This is a genomic window from Glaciecola sp. SC05, from assembly GCF_041380235.1.
Classification (GTDB): Bacteria; Pseudomonadota; Gammaproteobacteria; order Enterobacterales; family Alteromonadaceae; genus Glaciecola.
On sequence record NZ_JBGIYY010000006.1, the window covers coordinates 162,905 to 188,154 of the forward strand.

General features: G+C 42.8%; 20 protein-coding genes. 7 read left to right on the plus strand and 13 right to left on the minus strand.

Features of this window, described 5'->3' with window-relative positions; translation table 11 throughout:
* Positions 1-90 precede the first annotated feature (90 nt).
* Both AB9H30_RS07530 and AB9H30_RS07535 read left to right on the plus strand, forming a co-directional pair.
* Positions 91-2,010 carry a putative bifunctional diguanylate cyclase/phosphodiesterase gene (locus tag AB9H30_RS07530; RefSeq protein ID WP_371194041.1) on the plus strand — a complete coding sequence of 640 codons (1,920 nt, stop codon included), beginning with the start codon at positions 91-93 and terminating at the stop codon, positions 2,008-2,010.
* Between the two features lie 200 nt (positions 2,011-2,210).
* On the plus strand, positions 2,211-3,887 hold the full coding sequence (locus AB9H30_RS07535; protein WP_371194042.1) for a diguanylate cyclase: 1,677 nt from the start codon (positions 2,211-2,213) through the stop codon (positions 3,885-3,887).
* A 3-nt stretch (positions 3,888-3,890) separates the two neighbouring features.
* Here the strand turns inward: AB9H30_RS07535 and AB9H30_RS07540 are convergent, their stop codons facing one another.
* The 6 genes from AB9H30_RS07540 to AB9H30_RS07565 form a co-directional block, all read right to left on the minus strand.
* Complete coding sequence (locus AB9H30_RS07540) at positions 3,891-4,139, minus strand: DUF3297 family protein (protein WP_371194043.1); 249 nt, start codon at positions 4,137-4,139, stop codon at positions 3,891-3,893.
* 154 nt (positions 4,140-4,293) lie between these two features.
* Positions 4,294-5,163, minus strand: coding sequence for a DMT family transporter (locus AB9H30_RS07545; protein ID WP_371194044.1), 870 nt, complete (start codon positions 5,161-5,163; stop codon positions 4,294-4,296).
* Positions 5,164-5,258: 95 nt separating this feature from the next.
* The gene (locus AB9H30_RS07550) at positions 5,259-5,537 is read right to left on the minus strand and encodes a hypothetical protein (RefSeq protein WP_371194045.1); all 279 of its coding nucleotides are present in this window, start codon (positions 5,535-5,537) and stop codon (positions 5,259-5,261) included.
* Positions 5,538-5,577: 40 nt separating this feature from the next.
* Positions 5,578-6,594, minus strand: coding sequence for a low-specificity L-threonine aldolase (ltaE, locus tag AB9H30_RS07555; RefSeq protein WP_371194046.1), 1,017 nt, complete (start codon positions 6,592-6,594; stop codon positions 5,578-5,580).
* Between the two features lie 246 nt (positions 6,595-6,840).
* Positions 6,841-8,043, minus strand: a complete 1,203-nt coding sequence (locus AB9H30_RS07560; RefSeq protein ID WP_371194047.1) for an alginate export family protein — start codon at positions 8,041-8,043, stop codon at positions 6,841-6,843.
* Positions 8,044-8,180: 137 nt separating this feature from the next.
* Complete coding sequence (locus AB9H30_RS07565) at positions 8,181-8,366, minus strand: SirB2 family protein (RefSeq protein WP_371194048.1); 186 nt, start codon at positions 8,364-8,366, stop codon at positions 8,181-8,183.
* Between the two features lie 123 nt (positions 8,367-8,489).
* Between AB9H30_RS07565 and AB9H30_RS07570 the strand changes: the two genes are divergently transcribed.
* On the plus strand, positions 8,490-9,251 hold the full coding sequence (locus AB9H30_RS07570; RefSeq protein ID WP_371194049.1) for a ThiF family adenylyltransferase: 762 nt from the start codon (positions 8,490-8,492) through the stop codon (positions 9,249-9,251).
* 185 nt (positions 9,252-9,436) lie between these two features.
* Here AB9H30_RS07570 and AB9H30_RS07575 read toward each other — a convergent pair whose 3' ends face one another.
* On the minus strand, positions 9,437-10,792 hold the full coding sequence (locus AB9H30_RS07575) for an amidohydrolase (RefSeq protein WP_371194050.1): 1,356 nt from the start codon (positions 10,790-10,792) through the stop codon (positions 9,437-9,439).
* A gap of 196 nt (positions 10,793-10,988) precedes the next feature.
* Here AB9H30_RS07575 and AB9H30_RS07580 point away from each other — a divergent pair, with 196 nt between their 5' ends.
* Entirely contained in the window at positions 10,989-11,717 is a 729-nt protein-coding gene (locus tag AB9H30_RS07580; protein ID WP_371194051.1) for a polysaccharide deacetylase family protein, read from the plus strand.
* An 18-nt stretch (positions 11,718-11,735) separates the two neighbouring features.
* Here AB9H30_RS07580 and AB9H30_RS07585 read toward each other — a convergent pair whose 3' ends face one another.
* Positions 11,736-13,649, minus strand: coding sequence for a putative bifunctional diguanylate cyclase/phosphodiesterase (locus AB9H30_RS07585; RefSeq protein ID WP_371194052.1), 1,914 nt, complete (start codon positions 13,647-13,649; stop codon positions 11,736-11,738).
* Positions 13,650-14,064: 415 nt separating this feature from the next.
* Here AB9H30_RS07585 and AB9H30_RS07590 point away from each other — a divergent pair, with 415 nt between their 5' ends.
* Both AB9H30_RS07590 and AB9H30_RS07595 read left to right on the plus strand, forming a co-directional pair.
* Complete coding sequence (locus AB9H30_RS07590) at positions 14,065-14,295, plus strand: type II toxin-antitoxin system CcdA family antitoxin (RefSeq protein ID WP_371194053.1); 231 nt, start codon at positions 14,065-14,067, stop codon at positions 14,293-14,295.
* Positions 14,288-14,584 carry a CcdB family protein gene (locus tag AB9H30_RS07595; RefSeq protein WP_371194054.1) on the plus strand — a complete coding sequence of 99 codons (297 nt, stop codon included), beginning with the start codon at positions 14,288-14,290 and terminating at the stop codon, positions 14,582-14,584. Before AB9H30_RS07590 ends, AB9H30_RS07595 begins: the two co-directional genes overlap by 8 nt.
* Before the next feature lie 146 nt (positions 14,585-14,730).
* Here AB9H30_RS07595 and rhuM read toward each other — a convergent pair whose 3' ends face one another.
* The 4 genes from rhuM to AB9H30_RS07615 all read right to left on the minus strand — a co-directional run bounded on the left by rhuM (position 14,731) and on the right by AB9H30_RS07615 (position 19,845).
* Entirely contained in the window at positions 14,731-15,699 is a 969-nt protein-coding gene (gene rhuM / locus AB9H30_RS07600) for a RhuM family protein (RefSeq protein WP_371194055.1), read from the minus strand.
* A gap of 481 nt (positions 15,700-16,180) precedes the next feature.
* Positions 16,181-16,843, minus strand: coding sequence for a DUF3299 domain-containing protein (locus tag AB9H30_RS07605; RefSeq protein WP_371194056.1), 663 nt, complete (start codon positions 16,841-16,843; stop codon positions 16,181-16,183).
* A gap of 42 nt (positions 16,844-16,885) precedes the next feature.
* Entirely contained in the window at positions 16,886-18,799 is a 1,914-nt protein-coding gene (locus AB9H30_RS07610; RefSeq protein ID WP_371194057.1) for an alpha/beta hydrolase family protein, read from the minus strand.
* A gap of 146 nt (positions 18,800-18,945) precedes the next feature.
* Positions 18,946-19,845, minus strand: coding sequence for a DUF1295 domain-containing protein (locus AB9H30_RS07615; protein WP_371194058.1), 900 nt, complete (start codon positions 19,843-19,845; stop codon positions 18,946-18,948).
* 261 nt (positions 19,846-20,106) lie between these two features.
* Here AB9H30_RS07615 and AB9H30_RS07620 point away from each other — a divergent pair, with 261 nt between their 5' ends.
* Complete coding sequence (locus tag AB9H30_RS07620; protein ID WP_371194059.1) at positions 20,107-22,056, plus strand: diguanylate cyclase; 1,950 nt, start codon at positions 20,107-20,109, stop codon at positions 22,054-22,056.
* A gap of 313 nt (positions 22,057-22,369) precedes the next feature.
* Here the strand turns inward: AB9H30_RS07620 and AB9H30_RS07625 are convergent, their stop codons facing one another.
* Positions 22,370-24,691, minus strand: a complete 2,322-nt coding sequence (locus AB9H30_RS07625; RefSeq protein WP_371194060.1) for a putative Ig domain-containing protein — start codon at positions 24,689-24,691, stop codon at positions 22,370-22,372.
* Positions 24,692-25,250: the final 559 nt, after the last annotated feature.

The following is a 25,250-nucleotide window of genomic DNA, read 5'->3' on the forward strand; positions in this document are numbered from 1 at the left end:
CGACTGATGCACGGCATTTTATGAAGTTATCTTGAAATCTAATTTACTTCGTCCTATTGTACACGTTAACGTTTAATTGATGCCTACCCTTTGAATATAAAACACATTTTACTAAAGACCGCTAAAATTTTTAAAGCGCCTGATTCAAACGGTAAACCAATCGTGCAATTTCAACTGCCCATATTCAAGCAGGTGGTGGTTGCTAGCATCATCTGTGCGGCGCTTCTCGCGCTGTATTTCTTAGCCACCAATGTGATGTTTGCGGTCAGTGTTTTTGCTGTCAATATCGGCGTACTGCTAGCCAGTTACTATTTAGCAAAGCATCACGACCCGAAGCTAGGCACATCGCTGTTTTTCATTAGTATTACGCTAACGGCCTGTATTTTCATGTGGCGCAGCGAAGGGCTAAATGACGAAGCGATAGTGGCATTCCCAGGCTTTCTCGTTTTTGCCATGTTGGTTTCGAGCTTTAGCTTAGCTCGATGGCTGCTGATAATTGTTTGCTGCAATATCTTGCTAAATGGTTTTGCAAATCAATATGGCTTTTACACCAATAAAGTGGAGCCTTCCGATTTAAACACCGCCATGGTGCTTGTGTTAGTGCTTATCATGGTCAGTATCGGTGTGTATTTAGCGTTTTTAAACATGCAAAAATTATTGATCGACTTAGCCGCCGAAAACCAAAAGGTCACGCAATCAAAGCAAGAAATTATTCATTTACAAAATCACGACCCACTAACCGGCTTACCTAATCGAGCGATGGCAGAAATGGTTGTCAGGGAGCGTTTAAAAATTGGCTCCCGAGAGGGTTTTGAGACTTCACTGCTATTTATTGATTTAGACAATTTTAAAACGGTCAACGACACCCTTGGTCATGCAGCAGGAGACACCGTGCTAATAACGGTGGCTGAAAGACTAATGGATTGTGTGCGCGAAACTGATACGGTTTGTCGCTTTGGCGGCGATGAATTTGTTATCGTTGCCATGCACGAACACGAAGGTGCTCCTTTGCATTATTCAGCACTGGCAGAAAAAATCATCCAAGTAGTGAGCGCTCCTATTAAACTTGAAGCCAATAACATCTCGCCCACTGTATCCATTGGTATTTCTGTGGCCCCGGCACAAGCAAGCAGTTTTGCAGAGCTATACCAAAAAGCGGACCTTGCTATGTACGCAACGAAACGCGCAGGTCGTAACAGTTATCAATATTTTAATGCCGATATGAACAAAGACAGTGCTCGTCAATTAAGAATTTCCCAAGATTTGCGAGCCGCGCTAACAAAGCAAGAGTTTAGACTGCACTATCAGAGTACACAACAAATAGACACTCAAGAAATTATCGCCGCAGAAGCACTTATTCGCTGGCACCATCCCGAATTAGGCGAAATCTCTCCGACTGAATTTATTCCAATTGCGGAACAATCTGGGTTTATCGGCGAAATAGGTTATTGGGTGCTTCGAGAAGCCGTTAAAACATGTAAAACATGGCATCAGCAGGGGTTTTCAAATCTATCGGTGGCGGTGAATGTTTCAGCTATTCAGTTTCATCGAGAGAGTTTTGAAGACAAAGTAAAATCGGTACTTCAAGAATTTGATTTAAACGGCGAGTATTTGATTCTTGAACTAACCGAATCGGTATTATTTGATATGCAGAGTAATTTTAACAGCGCATTGCAAAAAATCACCGACCTCAGGGTTCGCATCGCGATAGATGATTTTGGTACCGGCTATTCCAACCTAGGTTACCTGCATGAAAACGATATCAATATTCTTAAAATAGATCGCAGCTTTATTAATAAAATATTCGAATCCCAGAAAGATTTAGCGATTGTAGAGATGATTATCAACATGGCTAAAACACTGGGTATGAAAGTAGTTGCTGAAGGGGTTGAATCTGAACAACAGAAAGTTCAGTTGCTCAACATAGGCTGCACCTATGGGCAGGGTTACTTTTGGAGCAAGCCGATTAACTCAGAAGATTTTTTATTATTAGTAAAGCAAAGCCAATAATAAAATCCGCGAACGCCTAAATATTTGTGGAGAGATTGTGGTCACCCTTATCGCGCAATTCTTCAGCAAATAGATACTTATTGAATACACAACCCTCTTGGTTTACCTTAGGCGCTCGGGCAAACACTACTTATATGAGGATTCTTTTAAATGTACAAGAACATATTAAATCGAAGCTCTCCTGTGGTGCTTATTAGCCTGTGAAATCTCACTCTAATGCTCAGAATCGGGCGCCAATACGCACACTATACCTCGCTTTGATTGCGGCATGTTTGATGTTCTTTGTTAGCTCTGCACTGGCCCACCCCGGACAAATAAAGGTTAATCCATCACAATTTAAAGCTACTAACATGGGCAGTTGCGAGCAAAACGCCGAATCCATCACTCAATATAATCACAGTTGGTCTGACGAAACAGCTTTGTGGCAGCTTGAAGTACTTAGCCCCTTAGTGACAGCTGAAACCACGGTGTTCTACCTAGAGAGTGCATTTTACTTTGAGTCAGCTACGCAGCTACCTGGCTTATCTGCATGGACTTGGCACAAAGCCGGTCATACGCAAGTTGACCCAAACTGGCCTGCTTATTTGGCGGTCTACACAATCGATAAGCCAATATCGGTTGGCGATATCATTTTGGTATGCAATAGCGCAAAACTGGCGTTCGCCATTAAGGCTGGTATCAGTACCGAAGCACAATTACGTAAATCAGTACTGACACAAGTACGGGTGACTTCGCTAACCGAAGGCACTTTATTTGCGATGACTTTAGCGGCCCTTGGTTTGGCGTTAATGATTCAACGACTGACGTTTATTATGTTCGCGGCCGGGATGTCGATGGCGTTACTCTTTGTTATGGTAAACAACGGCACCCTGCTCGAGCTACCCGGCGGCTATTGGTTATTGCGCGAATGGCACATACAACGCATTGCTGGGATTAGTGCATCAATGATGATTGGCTGGGGCCTCGCACGCTTTCTTGGCTTCAAAGAAAGACACCCTATTTTATGGCCGATACTCTTACTCTTATTCGGTCTGATAGGCACAGTATTATTGCTCAGCATCATACCAAACCCGCTCATCTATTCAGGCATATCTCACTACAGCAATGCCCTTATGGTAGGCATTATAGTGATGATCTTAGGCAGCGCGCTGGCTGGCCTTTGGCAAGGCCACCGCGCCTCGATGGTATTGCTGTTATCATGGGGACCAGTGCTGATTATGACGGTATGGCTTGGCGCAACATCTTATGTTGACTCGGTTTGGACTGCAGCGGCGCGCTGGTTATATCCAGCGACATTAGTCTATGCATGTAGCTTCTTGTTCACTGAATTAGCAAGAAACATCTCGCAAACTCAGGCGCAAAGAGATGTGGCTCATTTACGTGCAAAAACTGACCATTTAACCGGTGCAATGACCCGCGGAGAACTCGACCGTCGCTTAGAGTTGGTCCATGCAAGCGCCCTTAAAGGAGGAGCTGATTTTGCATTATTATTCATCGATTTTGACCACTTTAAGCAAGTAAATGACAACTTTGGCCATGCGGCGGGAGATGCTGCGCTGATCGCAGCCATACAAAGAATCAAATCGATTTTGCGCAATGATGATTCAGTAGGCCGCTATGGCGGAGAAGAGTTTGTGGTCATATTAGAGGGCATCAAAGCAAAATCGGCACAAGAAATAGCTGACAGGATATGTACTGACATAGCCAATGATGGACAAGCCATTGATAAAGGGCTACCGCCAATTACGGTATCTATCGGCGTTGCTAGCTATAAGCATAATACGGATCGCAGTATCGTTTCACTCATTGAACGCGCTGACTCGGCCCTATTTGCCGCTAAGCAACAAGGCCGAAATCGAGTAGTGATAGACTCTTAAGACTTACTTATAAAACGCCTCAACCACACCTTTTAAAGTAATCAAAAGCGGTTGCCCACGGCGGTCTAGTGCTTTAAGAGAAGGTATTTTTACCCAGCCTTCACTTATGCAATATTCTTCGACGTCATTTCGCTCTTTACCATTTAACAAAATACCAATGTCATGCTTAAAAACCTCTTCAACATGATGTGGGCTGCGAGGATTTCCTGATAAGCGATCTGGTAAAGCGGGTAAAGAATTGGTGTCGTTCATATGAGCGAGCTCTGATAAATAGAAGTGCGTTATTGTAGGCAATGTACGCGGCGTGCTCAAGCGTAAATAAAAAAGTAGTGGTAACCTATTCTGTAATGAGCAAAACAAGGCCAAGTGCAACAAGAGATAATTACCTTTATGTTCTATTAAGGTCTTAGCTTTTGTCTTTGTTGCGCGTCTCAAACCAGATGTTGAGATAGTTACCAGCAAATATGATGATCGCGCCAAGCAACACATAAGCATCTATGGACTCGTTGTAAATCAACATTGCTGCGACAGCAATTATAGGTAAACGAGCGAAATCAAATGGAGCAACCACGGTTGCAGGAGCCAATGTTAGTGCTTTGGTGATGCAAAAGTGTGCCAACAACCCGCAAATGGCAAGGAGTATGAGTAAGGGCATATCAGACAAGCTTGGTATCGCAATAACGCCATCGTATCCGGCTGACACTAAACCAAAAATAAGCTGCATAGCACACAGGTAGAGCATAATTGCCGAAATACTCTCAGTACGCGTCAGGCGCTTTGTGAACACGTACGTCAATGCAAAAAACACCGCGCAAGCCGCAGCAGCTAGCACACCCGGATGCAGGCTACCCATATCAGGTCGTGCAACAATCAAAATACCAACGAAGCCCATCAAAGCTGCCACTATTCGTATCATTGTAAGACGCTCACCCAATAACAGCGGTGACAATAAAATTACCCAAAGGGGAGTGGTAAACTCAAGTGCAAAAACTTGCGCTAGTGGGATCACAGCCAAGGCATAAAACCAAAGATTTTGTCCAGTGAAGTGAAATACATTACGAACGAGATGAGTACGCCATGCGCTTATTCCGATCGTCCGATAGCTTCCCGTCGCATAAATCAGCACCAAAACGATAAACAAGGCGATAACCGAACGATGTAGCATGATCTCAAAGGTATCAAACCCAGCACTAAGTTCACGCCCAGTAATCGCCATCGTGGTAAAGCTAAATATGGCACCGAGCATCCAAAAAGCGGCTTGTGTGGCTGGTTTCATGCGCTTCCCATAGTCATATTATGGCACTCGTTGATGTTTGATAATTGAAGGACCGATGTTTCTGCTTGATGGCGCACATTTTTGACTTGCGCCATTTAACTTTTTTTCAGTCTAACTACCTTCATATATTCAAAGTGCAGGTCGGCGATTTCTTCTGTGCTTGGGTAATAAGTTACGTTCACCAATTCACCTTGCAAAGATTTATAGCGTTTTTTTCGCTTATATTTAAACGGCACGTCATAACCTTCTAACATAAAGGTATTTAACCACCAATCTTCGGCTTCTCGCTGCACATGAGAAGTCACTTTCATGTTTTCACTATGAATGAGTTGCGGATGTCTCTCTAATAATTTTTCTAAAGGTGATTTAGCCATATATCCAGTTATTTAATTTATTTGTTCTTTAACAGCACGTCTATTTTGTACTGTTATCGTAAAACTGCCTGATTGCCGCAATCACTGTATCGATGTCAGATGCACTGCAATCAAGGTGCGTGACTAAGCGTATCACCTTAGCGTTGCTAATAATGATATTTTTAGTGGCCAGAAAATCAATAAGCTGTTGTTGCCTATGCGCCGTAAAAAACACCATATTCGTTTGTGCACTGCCATGAAGTCTAATCGCATCGATGCTGGACAGGCCTTTTTCCAATGCTGTCGCATTCTCATGATCAACATGTAAACGCTGACAATGATTATCTAAAGCGTAGATACCTGCTGCCGCTAGCATACCCGCCTGACGCATACCGCCGCCTAATATTTTTCTTATACGCCGCGCCTTACGAATAATATCTGCATTGGCAACTAATACAGAGCCTATTGGCGCGCCTAGTTCTTTTGACAAACAAATCGAAATAGAGTCAAAATGCTTCGTCATTTTTGCCACATCGAGCTGCTGAGCAACCACTGCGTTAAATAGGCGGGCCCCATCCAGATGAAACCCAAGTTGATACTCATCGACCAGCGCTTTTGCCTGATCAACATACGCCATAGGCAGTACTTTCCCGCCTATCGTGTTTTCTAAACACAGTAATTTGGTTTTGGCAAAATGATGATCATCGGGTTTGATAACATGCTCAACGGTGTCTAGGTTAAGGGTGCCATCTGCTTCCACCAACACTGGCTGCGGCTGTATGCTACCAAGCACCGCTGCGCCGCCCGCCTCATATTTATAGGTATGTGCATCCTGACCAACAATATACTCGTCGCCGCGCTGACAATGGGCCATCAGAGCGATCAGATTACTTTGGGTACCGCTAGCACAAAATATTGCCGCCTCTTTACCCAGTAGCAAAGCCGCTTTTTCTTCCAGTCTATTTACGGTGGGATCTTCACCATACACATCATCACCTAACTCAGCTTCAAGCATAGCTTGCTTCATGGCGATGACAGGTTTGGTAACGGTATCGCTGCGTAAATCGATAGTTTTCATAGGCTAGGCAGTGTCGTTCTCATGGGTACTGTATGGTTGAAGGTCGATGAAGTGAAACGCTGCTCACTTGCTTGAGACGCTAAGCTTAGCGTATGCAATTGCAGATAGAAAGAATAAAACGCCTAGCCTTTTGACGAGGTCTCTTGCGTCAGCAATGCCGACCTTATATGGAGATAGTCGATGATAGACTGAATGGCTTCATATACTGTCTGCTAATTGAGCTAATGAGTCACTGTATGCATATGTTCAGAATTTAAAGGTAAGCATTCCCCATAACTTGTTAGTGTCTACTGATAATTCATCAGCGCTGTAATTGGCATATTTAACAAGCAGGCCGACTTTGTCTGCCACAGGGTAATTCGCGATAAGGTTTAACTCGTTGCCATAATCAATTGAGCCTTGGTCGGAACTTAGTTGATGCCAAACAGCCGTTAGTGCAAGCTTGCCCACTTTACCAGACGCTTTAAAATACAAATCGTTTACGCCAGTCCCTGGAGTATTTAAGAATTTATCTGCAAAACCTTGGAATTTGTGAAGCGTTGCCAAAGGTGTAGTAAAACCTTTGCCATTATCACTGCCTAATGATTCATAGCCTACCCCAAGATTAACAACCGATACTTTCACCAGCACTTCTAAAGCCAAGTATTGAGCTGAAAAATCCGTGGGGTTGTTGCCTGTTTCTGTTTGCGAAGCATAAGCGGCATAAATTTTAACATTAGAAATGTTGCCGTCATAGCTCATGCCGACTGTGCGTGTTGAAATGGCAGCCGCCGTATCAAAGTCCAGTTCATAAGCATAACCCGACAATTTGTGTGCTTTGTTAATTGGATAGTTGACGTTGAGCAAATGAATATCGCCATGTAAATCAGCATTTGGACTGTCAGGACCAAAAATTCTATTCACGTTATAAATAAAGCTATAGTCAAGCTTTAAGCCTTCATTTGCGCCATATTGAACGCGATAACCGTCATAGGTTTGTTCGTTCTGACGCCAAGCAACACCGCCCACAAACCGCTGGTCGTTATGATTGATACGCTGACGACCAAAAGATAATTCGACATCGCCTGTACGATATCCAATATATGCTAAGTTGACTTCTGTGAGAGTCGGGTCAGCCACCACCGGATATTGACCGTTTCCATTGACCGTGCTGTTGTAATTTTCATTGCCTATTGACGAAATATTATCAACTTCGAATACCCCATAAAAGCCATTTAAACTGTCACTCTTATAACTTAAGCGAGTCAACAAAGTTGATGCATTCGCCGTTTTGTCGATATTGTCTTGGTCGACTCTCTCGTAGCGATATCTCATAGTGAGGTCGGTATTGCCCTGAGCAATCGCATTTTGCAGCGATTTAAAAACTGAATCTTGCGCCATAGCCGCGCCAGAAATCGTTGAGCTTAGACCTGAGGCAGCGCAAATAAGGAGTGCTAAACGTGTTTTCATAATATTCTTCCTGATGTAAATAATTAACATCACTACAGATGGAAATCTAGCAAGGCCTAAGCGAGATAGCCAAGTTGTCTATGCAGACATAAACTGAGACGGCGGAAATACCAGTCATACTTTGCATATTTATGGTTTTAGCACGCCTGATAACGTGGGCTCCGTCCGAGTTTAATGTAAATAACTAAGGCTATTAATTTTATTGCTAAGCAAGAGCGTTGCGTCGGATAAAACGGCATGGAAATCATTAAATAAACACCACGCGTCAATGACAAGGTATCGACAAGATGCGGGGGGACTTTAACCCACTTTTTATCAAGCAAATACTGAGAAGTGCCATAGTAATATGAAGATCCTTAATAAATAGATAGGACAATGGCTCAAGCTTTGAGAGTATTAGCGCAGTAGCTTTGCGTTTGACCATACATAATTGACTAGATAATTACATGACAAACAAGACACTGAGTACCGCCCAAGCCATGCGATATAGCCGCCAGATATTATTGGCTGGCTTTGATTTAGACAAACAAGAAATCCTAATGAACAGCCGGATCTTGATGATCGGAGTAGGCGGTTTAGGCTGCGCTGCAGCGCAATATTTAGTCGCTGCAGGAATAGGAAAAATTACTATCGTCGATGATGACATAGTTGAAACGACCAATTTACAGCGCCAAGTTTTGCACAGTGAAGACAGCATCGGCAAAAAGAAAGTTGCTTCCGCAAAGGACACTTTGAGCAAGATGAATCGGTATGTAGACATACACACACTTGATCAACGACAAGATCATGAGCAACTCGCTTCATTACTTTTAGCACACGACTTAGTGTTAGACTGCAGCGACAATTTGGAGACCCGCAACGCCTTAAATGAAATGTGCTATCGAGTCGGCATCCCACTGGTGTCTGGCGCGGCTATTCGTATGGAAGGGCATATTTTTTGCGTGATCCCCGCACTCAGAACTGCCTGTTATCGTTGCCTGAGCGTTTTTTTTGGGGAACAAAACTTAAGCTGTGTAGAATCTGGCGTGATGTCACCTGTTGTTGGTATTATTGGTGCCAGCCAAGCGAACGAAGCAATAAAGATACTCTGCGACTTTGGCAGCGCTCCCATCAATACACTGCAAATGTTTGATGCGATGAATTCAACTTGGGAGCGCTTTATTGTCAAACCCAATCCACAATGCCCTACTTGTTCTGACAATTCATAACGAAGCCGGTATGCCGCTCATATTCAGTGAGATATGCATCGGAACAAAGTGCATAACAAAGCATACACAAGCAAAAGCCCATCAGCACAAGTGACGAAATAGAATACTTTCTTGGGAAATCATGAACAAAGCAAACAGCATTGCACTACTTTAGGTAAAAGTTAGCTAGCCGCGATCACCATCACTTATTTTCTAGGCAGCAGATCCAAAAGCGCCAGCACTGTTGTTTCTACGCCAACTTTTACAGATTCAGGCTGCACTTTAAAATAAGGACTATGATGCGAGGGGATCTGTCTTTCACCACTTTGCGAAGCCGCCCAATCTTCTGGGCTGCTACCACCTATAGCCCAGTAAACGCTCTTTATTTCAGGCTCAGTAGTAAAGTAAGGGAAATCTTCGGCACCCATACCACTTGGTTCATTACTATGAATTGAACTGGCATCCATATGCTCCATCCACACGCTTTTTAATCTTGCCGCTAGTTCGGCATTGTTAACAGTCGGGGGCGTGCTAGAGGAAATAGTTATTTCGGGCAGTTTATCTTCGGGCATACCTGCTGCGCGAGCCATATTTTCGGAAATGCGTTTAATACCGTCAATAAGCGTTTTGCGAGTATCTAAATTAGTATTTCTAACAGTGAGTTTTAATTCAGCTCGGTCTGAAATTATATTGTGGATGTTACCGCTTTGAAACGACCCAACGGTAACTACTCCAGGCTCTCGAGGGCTCAATTCGCGTGATACTAATGTCTGCAATGCTAAAACAATTTGCGAGCCAAGCACAACAGGATCTTTACCAGAGTGCGGACTTGCGCCATGCGCCCCTACACCGTGGATGACAATGTCGAGACTGTCAGCGCCGGCATACGGGGAGCCCTCTACGACATTAACCATGCCTGTGGGACCGGCCGAGCTAACATGAAACGCCAGCGCATAGTCTGGCTGTCCAAAGGTATCCCATATATTTGCGTCCATCATTTGCTTAGCACCCGACAGATTCTCTTCGGCAGGCTGTCCAATTAACATTAAGGTGCCTGACCACTGGTCTTTAATACTTGCCATGTAGCGCGCTGTACCCACTAAACTCGTGATATGCACATCATGGCCACAAGCATGCATTACAGGCACTATCTCACCATTTATGGGCGATGTTTGAGTTGCTTTAGACGCATATGCTAAGCCTGATTTTTCTTCTACTGGAAGGCCGTCCATATCGGCGCGCATCATTACCAGCGGACCTTCACCGTTTTTCATGATAGCGACAATGCCGTTAGGTGACTGACCGTTAAGCTCAACGCCTACCCCAGTAGCCACCTCAAACCCCGCAAGCTCTAGCTCTTTGGCGAGGCGAGCAGCAGTTTTTGTTTCAACTAGCGACAACTCCGGATTCTGATGAAAGTGAACAAATAAATCTTTAAGGTAATCGTTATAGTCATTTTCAACTGCAGCTTTGAGTTCACTTTGAGCATTTGCAGCACAAATGCCGGTGCTCAAAATGAAAACGATGCCAACTAATGTGCTTTTCAATAACTTATTCTTCATCTTTCTTCCAATTCTTATTTTTCTATGATTGATTCAAAGAGTAGCAGAGAAACGCTAAGAGACAAGCGCAAACAAAGCATACATTTTGTTGCTGCTTTACAGAGCAATATTGCCAGCGCTTATCGCCGGTTGAATAGCTCAGCTTTTTAGTTTAATTTACCGCTATCTAAATCAGCTTTACTAAAGAGTGAAATAGATGTCATTTACATGGCCTAAAACCTTTCGAGCCGCGGTGAGTCTTTCTTACGATGACGCATTACCATCGCAATTAGACAACGCTATTCCTGCTTTAAATGCACTGCAGTTGAACGCCTCTTTTTACTTAACTCTAAACTCTACTACCATTTTTGAACGATTGAATGAGTGGCGCTCTGCCGCAATGGCCGGTCATGAATTAGGTAACCACACCATATTTCATCCTTGCAGCAAATCCCTCCCTGACCGAGATTGGGTGAAGCCTCATCACAACACCGATACAAAAACTGTGGAACAGATGCTTGAAGAAGTCCATATTGCTAATGCCTTTTTGCACGCCATTGATGGCCGCAGAGAGCGAACATTCACAGTGCCTTGTAATGATCAAATCGCCAAAGATGGTAATTATGTTAATCCCCTGCGCGAGCGGTTTGTGGCGATTAAAGGCAACAATAATTGGCTAGAAAATGGGTTTGAAACCAACTTCATGGCAGAAAACGTAAGCGGACAAGATATGATTGATTTTGTTGAGACTAACGCTGCTAAAGGTGGCGTTATAAATATACTGTTTCACGGGATTGGTGGTGACCATTTGAGCGTGTCGAATGAGGCACATCAAAGCTTATTGGATTATCTTCACCTTAACAAAGACAGCTTATGGACCGACAGTTACATTAACATCATGGAATATGTAAAACATCACCACGCTTCGTGCTTAACTGAAAGCTAAAAGGCCACTCTTCGTCGCTTAGTTTTGTATAAACGTCAAAAAATCAACTTCGCTTAGTGGTTTGCTCCAAAAATAGCCCTGCCCGAACGTGCAGCCCATATCAAATAGTTTTGCTCTGACCTCTTCTGTTTCGACACCTTCGGCAACAACAATTAGACCAAGGCTTTTTGAAATATTAATAATGGTTTCAACAATGGCTGCATCCTCTGGAGACTCCAAAATTTTGCGCACAAAACTCATGTCAATTTTGAGAATACTAATGTCGTTTTTATGCAAATACCCCAAGTTAGAGTAACCCGTACCAAAGTCGTCTATCGCAATTTGTACACCTAAATCGGTGATCGCATGTATTGCATCGTGTAGCTTGTTTTGAACATCAAATAATAAGGATTCGGTCAGTTCCAAAATAAGGTATTTGCCATCTAAATCGTGTTCTATGAGTACGTCTTTTACTTTGTCTTCAAAATGTCCGCGATGAAACTGAATAGCCGATACGTTAACCGCTACGCTAAGCTCAGCAAAACCCTGATCATGCCAGCTTTTACAAGTTTTAACCGCCTCATTGAGCACCCAAAATCCGATGTCGCTGATGCTACCTGACTGTTCAGCGACGGGAATAAATTCGTTCGGGAACACTTCACCTAACTCTGGGTTTGTCCATCTGAGCAGAGCTTCACAAGAGACGACCTTACCGGTTTTAAATTCTTGTGCACTTTGATAATGCAGTCTAAGTTCGTTGTTTGCCACTGCAGACCTCAGCTCTTGGGCAATCTTAAGCTGACGTGCACTGTCGTTATTCATATCTTCACTATAATATTGATAACTGTTGCGGCCTGCTTGCTTGGTTGCATACATGGCAAGATCAGCCATTTGGTAAAGCGCCTCAAAGTCACTGGCGTCTTTTGGCGAAACCGCAATACCAATTGAAACCGTTAACGACACTTGCTTATCACTCAGTATTATTGGCTCTCGTAATATCGTTAGTAGCTTGGCAGCTAACACTGACTGTAAATATCGTCCCTCTTCACATTCGTGCAACGCCACAACGACAAATTCATCACCTCCAAAGCGACATACTGTGTCTGTTTCGCGCACGACGTTGATCAGCCTTGTAGCAACGGTTTTTAATACTTGATCGCCGGTAGCATGACCAAACGTATCGTTTATTTTTTTAAAATTATCTAAATCTATAAATAGAAGAGAGGTTTCAAACCCCTCGCGCAAACCAATTTTGAGACGTTCGCCAAAAAAGTCTTCTGCCAGCACTCGGTTCGGCAAGCCGGTTAATGGGTCATGATTTTGTAGGCGCGCTATTTCTTTTTTGGATTTAACCACCTTGCGATTTTCTTCGGCGAGTTCAAGCATCAGTTTATGCGTGCTCAACGATGCCAAATAAACACTAAAACACACCATTGCTAATACTAAGGTCACAACGATCGCAGTACTCAAACTGGACTCGTTTACCGCATTGGTATACCAGCCAAATTCGTTTGCTAACCCAATTAGCAATACGTTGCTTGCCATTATCAAAAACAGCCAGCCCGCTAAGGTAAAATTTGAAAGAAGCATGGCGAAAATAAGTAGAGCCGGAAAGGCCAATATTGATTCATCCGTCAGCCCATCGTTTTGCCACATGAGCATGCAAACAACAATGGTAGCCGACAGCAAAAAGAGCGCGGCTCCTAAGCTAGCATCTTTGTACTTAGCAAGCACAAAGCATAAAACAAAGACAAGCGCGAGAGAAGACAATACCCAGACGGTATAACTGTTTCCCTCAAATATAAAGTGGATAACCAACAGCGCGATGATGGAAACGCAGGCAATGACAACCCGTTTAAAGATATCTAATTGAAAATGCAAGATAGGTTTGCTTTGAGAGTCACCCACTTTAAATACATTTTTGATTGCGACTGGCAGTTTTGAAAAACGCACTCATTACCTATTAAGGGCATAGTTTGTTCTAGAGTAATGGCTTAATAGAGCTAATTCAAGAAAAGTGGCAGTCTCACGCATATTCAACACCTCATTGAGCAATGAGTCCTCAAAACCTATCTTTTAGGATAGTATAAAGCAATAAAACAATTCTTATTTCCAGTCATTTATGTGGGAGGCAGATCCTCGAAAGATATTCATTGAAGTGTAGCTTCAGGCAATTAAGAGACAGCAGTTGTTACAATCAATATGACTGTTGTGCAATCGATAAGGGGCCATTTCATTAATCCGCTTTTTGGAAACAGGAACCGGCCATTCAGTTAATAAGTTCAGATTGGCGTGCTTAGCCCTGCTCACTTGAAATGCGCACAACTTAAGCGCATACTCAACATCCCTTTTTTGTGAGGCCATTGTAATGCGTCAAAAAGTATCTTGTAATACAACCGTCAGCCGTAACTTACTAAACGAAGCTAAATTGTTAAATATAAGACTTTCAGAGGTATTCGAAGAGGCTCTTTGTAAAGCAGTAGCTTTGAAACAAAAAGAACGGTGGTTAGAGCAAAATTCAGAAGCAATTAGTAAACATAATGAATCAATAAGTAAACATGGCACTTTTTCAGAAATGATTGGGCAATTGGATGATTGAACAGTTTACCGTTTGTGCTTATTCATCGTCTCTCGTTGTCATTTTAACAAACACAGTATTTAATGATGTTGAAAGCATTTTAGTTGCACCCATAAAACAACGACATGACGGTAGACTAATCAAAAACCTTCAGATTTCGTGCGATATTGATGATAAGCATTGTTACCTCGACTTACTCGATATTGCGACCGTATCTAAGCGTAGATTGAAACGAATACCTGACCATGACCTCTCTTCTCACCGAGATGAGATAAAAGCTGGGATCGATCTTCTGATTGACGGTTTCTAAGACAGGGAAGCGATTCAACGGCAGGTATGCCTGCGATTAGGGGTCGTTTTGGTTTTCAGATTTTACCACCCGACACCAGACGCTTACTCTAATATACATTTCAGTCGCTATTCTTTGTAAGCTCGATTATTAAGGTTTAAAGCAATTCATGAATCGATTACCGTTATCAAATTTTCAACTAGTCTTACTATTGTATCTTTCTCTTTCGGATCAGATTCTGCAACAAGCAGGGTTAAAGCGGCTAAGCCTGTGTCGTTAATTATAGGCTCATAGCTACTATTGAATAACCTACTATTCCTATTCAAAAAGTCTACGAAGAGAAACGCTGCCGTGCGTTTATTTCCATCACTAAATGGATGATTCTTGACGACAAAATATAATAAATGCGCCGCTTTACTTTCAATCGTTGGATAGGCTGGCTCACCAAACACGCTTTGCTCAAGGTTCCCCCATATTGAGGATAAGCCATTTGCACGGTCGTTTGCGAATAACGACGTCGCTTCTCCTCTGGCAATCAGTTGTGACTTTAGCTCTGAAATCGCTAGATACGTGTCATTGAGTGGGGTTAATTCACCCCCAGAATGGCCTTTTGGGGCAATAAGTAGACCTTCATCATATTGCTGCAACCATAAAAATGTTGATGTATATCTAGCCAAAATATCAACTAGACCAGCACCAAATTCGCTGTTCCTTGGTAATGAAGCTGCTCTGCGCACTAGCTTTAATGCTTTTTCGAGCTCAGAGGCATTTTCGTGAAGTCTAATATCATTGATACTAAACCCCTTTAGTAAATGTTGTTTTAAGGTTCTAGTAGCCCATTGGCGAAACTTTACGCCCTGAATGGATTTTATTCTGTAGCCGACAGATATCACAACATCTAAACTATAAAATTTCACTGGTTTATCCGAATTTGCAATGTGCATTTTTTGCACATTGCTTTTTTCATCTAACTCATTTTCTTTGAATACGTTATTTGTGTGCTTTGTAATCACAGAGCGTTCGCGACCAAAGAGTGTTTGCATCTGACTTTGTGATAACCATACTGTTTCACTATCCATTGGCACGCTAAGTTGCAGCGAACCGTCTTGAGATTGATATATCTCTAATTCAGCCATGATCTATTTTTCAGCCTGTTCATAAGGTTTGCAGAAATGTTTGCGTATATAAGCAATCTACATTAGTTATAAAAAAGAAACTAGCTGTACTGAATAGTAAGCAGTATTTAAGCGCTGTAAAACCTTCTTTTGAAATGACCGCTTTATCAACAATGAAGATAACGCTAACTTCGAAATGTCGGCTCCTGGCACTAAACGCTCATTTGATATCTTCATGCTTCTATAACCGCATTTCCCGTTTTTAAGATGGAGTTGTTCAGGAAAGAGATTCAGTAATTTTAATCCTTCTGCTTCTGACTCACCTAATATTCCTGATTTTATTAGAAGTTCAACGAGGTCACATTTGTGCAAACATCTGGTGGTTTTCTATTTTCGGAACTGCGTTCACTATGGTCAAGTTTGAGCCAATGCGGATACCCAGCCCAAATGTTGGCACCCTTACCTAGATTTTTTGAAAATATAAATATTCACTCTCACATTATTAATGCTGCCTAAAATCATCCGGATTTTCAAAAAATGCTTCGATTGAAACGACATCGAGAATATATGCAGAAGTGCCAAGCGGGTCCTCAAATAAACCTCGCCGTAAAATACCGTTTATTCGATACGCTTGGGTCAACTCAAACGCTGTGAAACCGATACCCAGTTGCGCAAAAATAATTTGATTGGGCGGCGGCGGGGGGAAATGCAGGCAGGCCCCAAAATAGGGCACAATAAAAATATTACCCGGGCTGCGGTCTTCAGTAAAATCGATAGGCACAATAAAGCCGGCGATAGAAACCGATTTATTATCAAATGTATCGACGCTATTAATAGAGCTCATAGCGGCGCTATAGTCGGCATCTACGCTAGCCTCAAGGGACAACAAAATATTATCTGCAAACTGGGTAGGCGTGCTTGCTTGTCGCTGTTGGTATTTTTGCAGTACAAATTTTTCGTTATCAGGTAACAATTGTGACCACTGAATGGCAGTGGTGCGCTGGGCATAAAAGCGGCTTTTTAGCCCCGAATCGCTGCTGACATATAGTTTAGAACGATCTTCAAACCACTGCATCAATGTGGGCTGATAAACAATAAAAGCTGCAGCGATGCCAAGCAAAAGAAATATCACTGAGCTAATGACTAGCTTACTTTTAGCGCTCACTAGAAGAGACCCTATAATCTGCACATGGTGACTGTTCTGGTTTCATTTGTGTTCGCTCATAAAGGCTTCGATCGCTTCCATTGCTTTCATTCTATTTTCTGCGCTGCTCAAATAATGATCGCCTTTGCTTAGCTTGACGAATGTGACGTCTTTGTCCGCTTCTCTCAGCTCGTCATAAATATCATCTGACTGTTGCCACGGTACCACCTCATCATACTCGCCATGTATTAATAAAACTCGTGCCTTTACCTTTTCTACATGATTAATTGGCGATATTTGTTCTAATAAATCTTTGTCGAAATCGCCGCCCGACATGCGGTCGTCCCATAATGCGATAACCCAATGACGCTTGCCGTATTCCATGCGCGAAAATCGCATCATTTCAGGCAGATCAGATACCCCATTAATAGAAATCACGCACTTATATAAATCAGGCGTAAAAACCGCACCCGCCAGGGCTGCATAGCCGCCATAGCTTGCTCCTACAATACATACTTTTGATGGGTCAACGATGCCCTTACTAACAAGGTGATTAACGCCATCGGTCAAATCATCCTGCATTTTGCGTCCCCACTCACCACGTCCTAATAGCGTGTGTTCTGCGCCAAACCCAGTAGAGCCTCTAAATTGCGGTTGAATGACCAAATAACCTCGATTCGCAAAATACTGGGCTAAATAGTCAAAGCCCATTTTGTCATAGGATTCTGGGCCGCCATGGGGCATCATGATCGCTGGCAGGTTTTTCGCCTCTATTTTTTTTGGGTAAGTCAATAATGTAGGAATAATCAAGCCATCTCTTGCTTCATATTCGGAGATTGTGACACTCGCAATGCCGTCTGCAATAATATCTGGACGGGTTTTGGCGAGCAGTGATAGCGCCCCTGATTTATACATTAGATAGCTTCCCGCGTTATCGGTGCCGTCAGCGTGAAATACGATGTTATCCCAATTATCAGTGTAATCGACAATACGCGTTGTAAACTGCGGCAGGGCGGTTGCGATACCCCGCATACGGGCGTTTAATTTATCATCAAAAAACTCATAGGTAGGCTTAAAGCCAGAATACTCTACGCCATAGATGATGCGGTTTACGTCAGTAATGGCGCGCTCAACAGTTTTGTCTTCGCGACTAAAGAGACGTTCTGTAATTTTACCATCCACAAGCGACAGTGAGTAATACGACCTGAGCCCATTGCTGCCCGTCTTTGACATGACTAAGCTTTTTTTATCGGGCGTGATGCCTACAAACCCTGTCGTTATGTAGTCGGTCTCTTCACTAAACACGACTTCCCACTTTCCACTCAGATAAGACTCAATGGTATGTTTTTTAAATTGACTATTGAAACGCTCACGGGCGATAAGCTCATCGTTTTCGCCAACAAAAAAATCGATCGTGTCGAATGTACCTCTTTTGTGCAATCGGGGGCGAGACCTTTTATCTACTCGTGCGCGGTATAAATTGTAATTTCCCTCATTGTCGTAAGCAGGCATAAATGCGAATTTTTTATCTTCCGACATACCCAGTACTCGGCCTAAATTGGTTTGCCCAGCCGTGAGCTCGCTGCTACCGAGTGACAGTAACTGAAACAGTTTTGAGTTATTTAAGTTAAAGCCAACGGCGTAACTGACTTCGTGGCGACCCTTGTAACCCAGTATTCTCTTATTTTGAGTTACCACCATAACCAGCTTGTCTTCATCAACAAAATATAAGGTATTCGGGTTGACGTCACTTACATTAACACCCCCAACTATTTCACCGTCATCAGCACGCATGACAAGCACAAGGTCATTTTCGCTATCGGTTTGGCGATAAGCAACAAACTCTCCTGTAGGAGAAACTGCGAACATGCTTTTATTCTCTAATTTGCCATAAACACTGACTGGCACTAATTCAGCTTTTGAATGCGCCAATGGCAACATGCAAAACAATAGAGCCAGCATGGTTAGGATACGCATGATTATGTTTCTGTTCAGAGTGAGTTGTTGTGAAGTATATTCGAAAATCAAATTTATTAGCAAACAAGAAAAAGCTTCACACAGGTCAATGTAAATCTGCGTTTGCCACTCGCCTAGCTTTGGGCTGTTGACTTTGAGCGGATGACTTAGCGGAGAACTTTTTGGCTGAGCCTTGGCACCAAAATTGGCGTGCTTGATTTGTAGTGCAAGTATTCAGGCAGTTCACCAAAGGCCTTGTCTGCCTTTTTTTCAAGAATGGGTATACCGCTGATGTAAATTAATAAGAATCCTACAAAAAAGGGAGAAATTAGCACCACATATTGCCAAGCAATTAAAACCGGCATCGCAAATAGAGCCGCACCAAACCAAAGCAGAATTTCACCAAAATAGTTAGGGTGACGCGAGTACTGCCATAGGCCTGAAGTAATAAAGGGAGTCACTTTATTGGCCTGCTGTTTAAATTTTCGTTTTTGCAAATCAGCAACGATTTCAAGCATGAAACCAGTAAGCCAGAGCAATGCCCCTGACCCTAACTGCACTTTGGTTACCACTGAATCAAACTCGATAGTGTTAACAGATAACAATGCGGTGGTAACAGCTACCGAGGTCAAAAATACCCAAAGCCCCTGCACGGTCCAACTGGTAAAAAAGACCCATGGATTAGGCTTAATATGATCAAAGCGTTTGTCTGCGCCGTCTTTTGCTATTCGAATAAATAAAAAAGACCCTAGCCGAATTGCCCAAGTGCCTACCATTGCCGCCAGTAAGATTTGATACCAAGCTATTGCTTGTGTGTTGACTAGACACACGATAATCAAGACAAGAAAACTACAACTTCCAACAAGGTCGTAAAATTTTTCAGTTTGCAACAAGTATGCGGGGATAAATGCAAGCCACTGAATACCAAAAGCAAGCACTCCTAATACTAGCATCGCTGGTAAATTAAATAGGGGCAGCGTATGAGGTGCCGTAGCAAAGGCAATACCAAAAACAATTGCAGCACAGATAAATAAAACTGCTACTAGTTGTGAAATGGATGCTCTCATAAATGTATGCTAATACTCAGTGACTTTGTAAAAAAGCATCTCGTAAATATAGATGCCACGTCGATTAAATGAACCGTAAGTTCTCACATAAACCATACAGCACTTGAGACACTTTTAACCTTTCTTTTTTAAATTTTTATTATCTATTTTAGCCATTGTGTTCTGAGCTTTTCAGTCGATAAGCTATTAGGCATCGCAACCTAAAAAGCGCTCCGACAAATATGTACTGCACAGACCTAAGGAAATGTTTTTAAAAGCCAAATGAAAACGTCTTACACCAAACGCCAGACAATATTAACACTTTCCTCAATATCGGGCTTCTTCTTGGTGGGTATAATGGGAATGATATTGATCATGGTGCTGACGTCTGTAAAAGAGCTCAACGACGATAAAATGCAGCCAAAAGCAAAGAGTGGAGTACTCAATCTCAGCTCAATTATGTTTAAAGAAGGCCGCGCCATAGCATTGTCTGGGGAGTGGGACTTTTATTGGAATGAGTTATTAAGCCCCGCACAAATTACAAGCAAGCAAAACGAAAGTGCACAGATATCGGTACCGGGCACATGGGTAGACATTAGCATTAACAGCGCGAAGGGAGACAACATTAAACTCCCGAAACATGGCTATGGCACATATCATCTTGAAGTAAGCTTAGATAAAGAATATGACGATCTCGCTTTACTGCTGCCTCGTATTGGCAGTGCCTCGAAGATATTTGTTAATGATACTTTATTAGTTGACGCAGGCGTGGTTGCAACTAGCAAAGTAGATACCAAAATGGCCTATAGTGAAGGTGTATATAACTTAGCCCTGCCTAGCGACTCCTTTAGCATAACAATGCAAGTCGCTAACTTTGATTCATATTGGGGAGGGCTCTGGGAGCCTTTGAGATTAGGCTTTACAAAGACTCTGCATGAAAGACAATATCGTAAAACTGTGCAAGTCGTCTTTTTTGCTGGCATTTTTTTTACGGTTTGCGTATTCAATCTTATTCAATTTTCGTTACGTCCGACAAGCATACAACCCTTCCTAATTGCCCTTACATCCTTTGCATTTTGTGTACGCGAAGTCGAGGCCTCTGGTATTTTAGGGGTATCACAGGTGCTTGATATCAGCGTAAGCGCGGGAATTAAAATCAGTTATCTGACCTTTTATGCAGTTGTCACGCCGATTGTTTTGTATTTCTATTTGAACTTCAAGCAAGATTTCAAACGTGGCCTGGTTTATTTAATATGCGCCGTCTCGCTGATAATGAGTCTTTTTGTTGTGTTAACTACGCCTGATATCTTTACAAACAGTGTATTTGGCTTTCAAATTTTTTCACTAAGCGTGCTGCTATATGTAATGTATGGGATGTTACAAGCGTTACTAAATAAGCGCAAAAATGCCCCGATCTTGTTTTTGGGAACATTATGTTTAAGCGGTTTACTCCTGCATGATTTATTGATTGGGCTTGGCTTATTAAACTCCATACAATTAGCGAGTTTTGGCCTAGTGGCGTTTATTATGTGTCAAAACTATACGACCTATCTGTATTTCATTAATGCTGGTCAAGAAAATAAAGCGCTCAATATCATGCTAGCTTCACAAAATAAATCGCTTGAGTCACTGAGTGGCTCTCTTGAAAAGCAAATTGATGAAAGAACCAAAGAGCTGGAAAACGCAAACCTGCAGCTTTCAAAATTAGTCAATGAAGACCCTCTCACCGGTTTATTGAATCGTCGAGGGATCATGACTTACTTGCAACAACAGGAAGCCTTGTTTAAAAGCGAAGATATTCCGTTTTGCATTTTACTGGTAGATTTCGACAATTTTAAGCAATTAAATGACTCTCTCGGACATGACATTGGCGACCAAGTACTAGTCGCTGGTGGTAGCATTATGCAAAATATCATCAAAGATATTGGTGTCGCGGGGCGATGGGGCGGCGAAGAGTTTTTGTTAGTAGCGGGTAATGTTGAAATTACTGAAGCTTATGAGATAGCAGAAAAATTACGCTTAAGCGTCGCAAAAAATCTATCAGAGCAAATTAAAACAGACATCAGCATCACTGTCGGCGTATCGCAATTTTATGCCATAGATGGGATACATGGTTGCTTGAAAAGAGCAGACGAAGCCATGTATCAAGGAAAAAGAGAGGGTCGAGATACCGTTATCAAAGACTCATACAAATCGATGACAAGGCAAGCACCAAGACCCCCTCCTCGCTAGCTTCCTGCTCGTTTACTGAATAAGGTCTACCTGGTCACTGGCGGTATCGCTTTGCAATCCGAAGTGCCCAAGTGTGTATGTATAAGCTAAAGCAGAAGGTAAGACCAATCTATAGTACTTTGTTGCGTGAGTGAGAAGTGAAATTCAATATATTCTGAAAGTGTAGTGTTACAAACTAAAAAAATGCAATATGTGACACGTGCACCAGCCATATATTTACCGAACGTTTAAGCAAAAAAGGGCTTACAATTTTCATTGTAAACCCTTTTTTAATTTTATTAATTATGCAACGCATATAAGCGCTGCTACATAATTATTGAGCGGTAATGACAACGTTATCGAAATACGCTGTCACGCTACAGCCATTAACTGCGCCACAAACAGGTTGTAGTGTTAATGATACACCCCACTCTGGATTGTCACCTACTGTTACATCAAAGCTATAGTTCTGCCAGTCAGCAGTCGGAACGGTTGTAGTCAGAGGGTCAGTTTTGCTAACACCTGCGGGCGATTCAGTTAAAAGCTGCGCAGTGACTACACCACCATCGGCGGCCATACCTTTCATATCAAATGAAACGGTTAGCGCTTGCCCAGCAGCTATTTCGCCTTCACCTATACGGTCTTGCTTGATGAATGGGTTTTGAGCTTCTGGAGCAACTATTTTTACTAAATAGGTGCCCATATCGTCGAGCTCAACAGCGATATCAGCGCCTTCAGCAAGCCAACCATCAAGATTGCCGCTCTCAAATCCACCGTTGGTTACTAAGCCTGTATTGCCAACATCAGCAACACCACCGGTAGGACCGTCGCCAGCACCGCCACCATTAGCACCAAATCCAGTGCCATCTCTGAAGATCTTAACATTATCAAGTCTAAAGACGATGCCATTAGCGCCTCCAGTAAATTCAGGGAAAACCATCACTAGATCAATAGCAGATTGGTCTAATGTGCCGGCTAAATCAGATAAATTAAAGGTATAGGTTTGCCACACGCCTACTTCTGGGGCTGAGTGACCTTGATTAGCATCAGTTAAAGGAAGCTGTATAAATTGTCCACCATTAGCGTTACTTTCAATTTTCAGGAAAAACGCTTGTGCGCCAGCGGGGCCATTTTGGACCAGTTTCAGATCAAACTGCAACACCCCTGTAGCGGTAAAGGCAGACGCGTCGAACGGCATACCGCCAACTGCTCCATCTACTTCACGTGTTGTAAAACCTGCAACGGTGCCACCAGCGGTGTCTATAGTGAACTCCATGACTTCAGCTCTTGTCGCATCTCCATCTGTAACAACTTGACCTGTAGTAGTCGCATTACAGCATAACCAAGAAGCCCAATCAGCACGCTCAGCAGTATCAAAAAGGCTTATTGCTTCGTCTACAGGAGCGCCAGCGGGCGGAGGAGGTGGAGGTGGAGCTGATGCACCGTCTTCTAAGATTTTTACATTATCTAACTTGAAGACTATGCCATTAGCGGCACCTGAAAATAATGGGAAAACCATGACCAAATCAATAACGGATTGGTCTAACGAGCCACCTAAATCAGATAAATTAAAAGTATAAGTTTGCCATACGCCAACTTCTGGTGCGGCGTGCCCTTCATTGGCATCTGTCAAAGGAAGCTCAATAAATCCAGCGCCGGGGTTGCTTTCAATCTTTATAAACCACGGTTGAGCACCAGCCGCACCATTTTGGACAAGTTTAAGATCGAACTGCAGTACACCTGTAGCAGTAAAGGCAGAAGCATCGAATGGCATACCGCCAACTGCACCATCAGCTTCGCGAGTAGTAAAACCAGCAACAGTGCCACCAGTAGTGTCTATTGTGAACTCCATCACTTGGTCTTTACTTACATCTTCGTCAGTAACAAGTTGACCCGTGGTAGTAGCATTACAGCATAACCAAGAAGCCCAGTCAGCACGCTCAGCATCTTCAAAAATACTTAAGGCTACGTTTTCTGGCGCTGCGGTAACCACAATAGTAAAGGTTTGTGCAGTGGCATCAGTGCCATCGCTTACCGATAATTCAACTGGGTAGTCACCGGCCATATCTGGCGTACCTGATAACACGCCAGTCGCGACATCAAAATTAGCCCATGTAGGCAAGGTGACAGAAGAGAAGCTTAAGGTATCGTTAGCATCAACATCAGTCGCGGTAAGCGTATAACTGTAAGTTGCGCCAACGGTAGCCATTGTAAGGCCCATGCTAGTGATGGTTGGTGCTGTATTTGGCACAACTACTGCCGCGACCACAATTGTGAATGTTTGCGTAACTGTATCTGTGCCGTCGGTGACACTTAGTACAACTGCGCTATCACCAACATCTGCTGTAGCAGGAGTACCAGTTAATGCACCCGTTGCTGCATCAAATGCTAACCATGCAGGAAGCGTTGGGGCCGATAATGTTAAAGTGTCACCATCTGCATCAGTAGCCGTAAAAGTATAGGTATATGCCTCGCCTTCAGTAGCAACAGTAACGCTAGTTGATGTAACAGCAGGTGCTACATTAGCCGGCGGTGGTGGCGGTGGCGGTGGTGGCTCATCATCGTTGTCCGAACCACAAGCCGAAACCAGCATAACAGTCATCGCTGCTAGCAAGATTCGTTTAGATATTTTTTTGGTAAAAGCAGAACTCATCATTTTTCCCCGAAAGAGTATTATTTATCGTCTGATATCAAACACTGCATGTCTGCGGCACGTAACCTTTGTGCGAGACTTACTTTGATATTTGGTACAGACCTTATTCATATTGAAAATAAGTAGCGTTGAGCTATTGGCTTTACATTTGTAAACAACCAATCAATTCCATTAACAACTTATTGACAATAATGGTTAAGGCCAATGTATAGAGATGTACATTTTCAACAACGAAAAAGCGTTTAGTTGGATTAATATGCGTTAAAGCGGGCCAAATCTGACGCTTTTTAACAAAGTTATCTTGATTGCACTAACCGCAATTGGATAATCCGAGCCGGCTTGTTAAGCAGGCAATAAGACAGGCGAGCCAAGCGATGTTGAGCGCTTACAGCTAGCCTGAGTGGGGATTAATTTATAAAACCTGATGGGACAATGTTTAAATCTTGTTATAGAAAAGCAAAGTTATAGTAAGATATTCCGTCAGGAGTTGCACAAAAGAGTCTTCCAAGAAACTAAACGCGGCTTGAGTGCTAAAAATGTGGCTCTCGAAACAAAAGAAGCG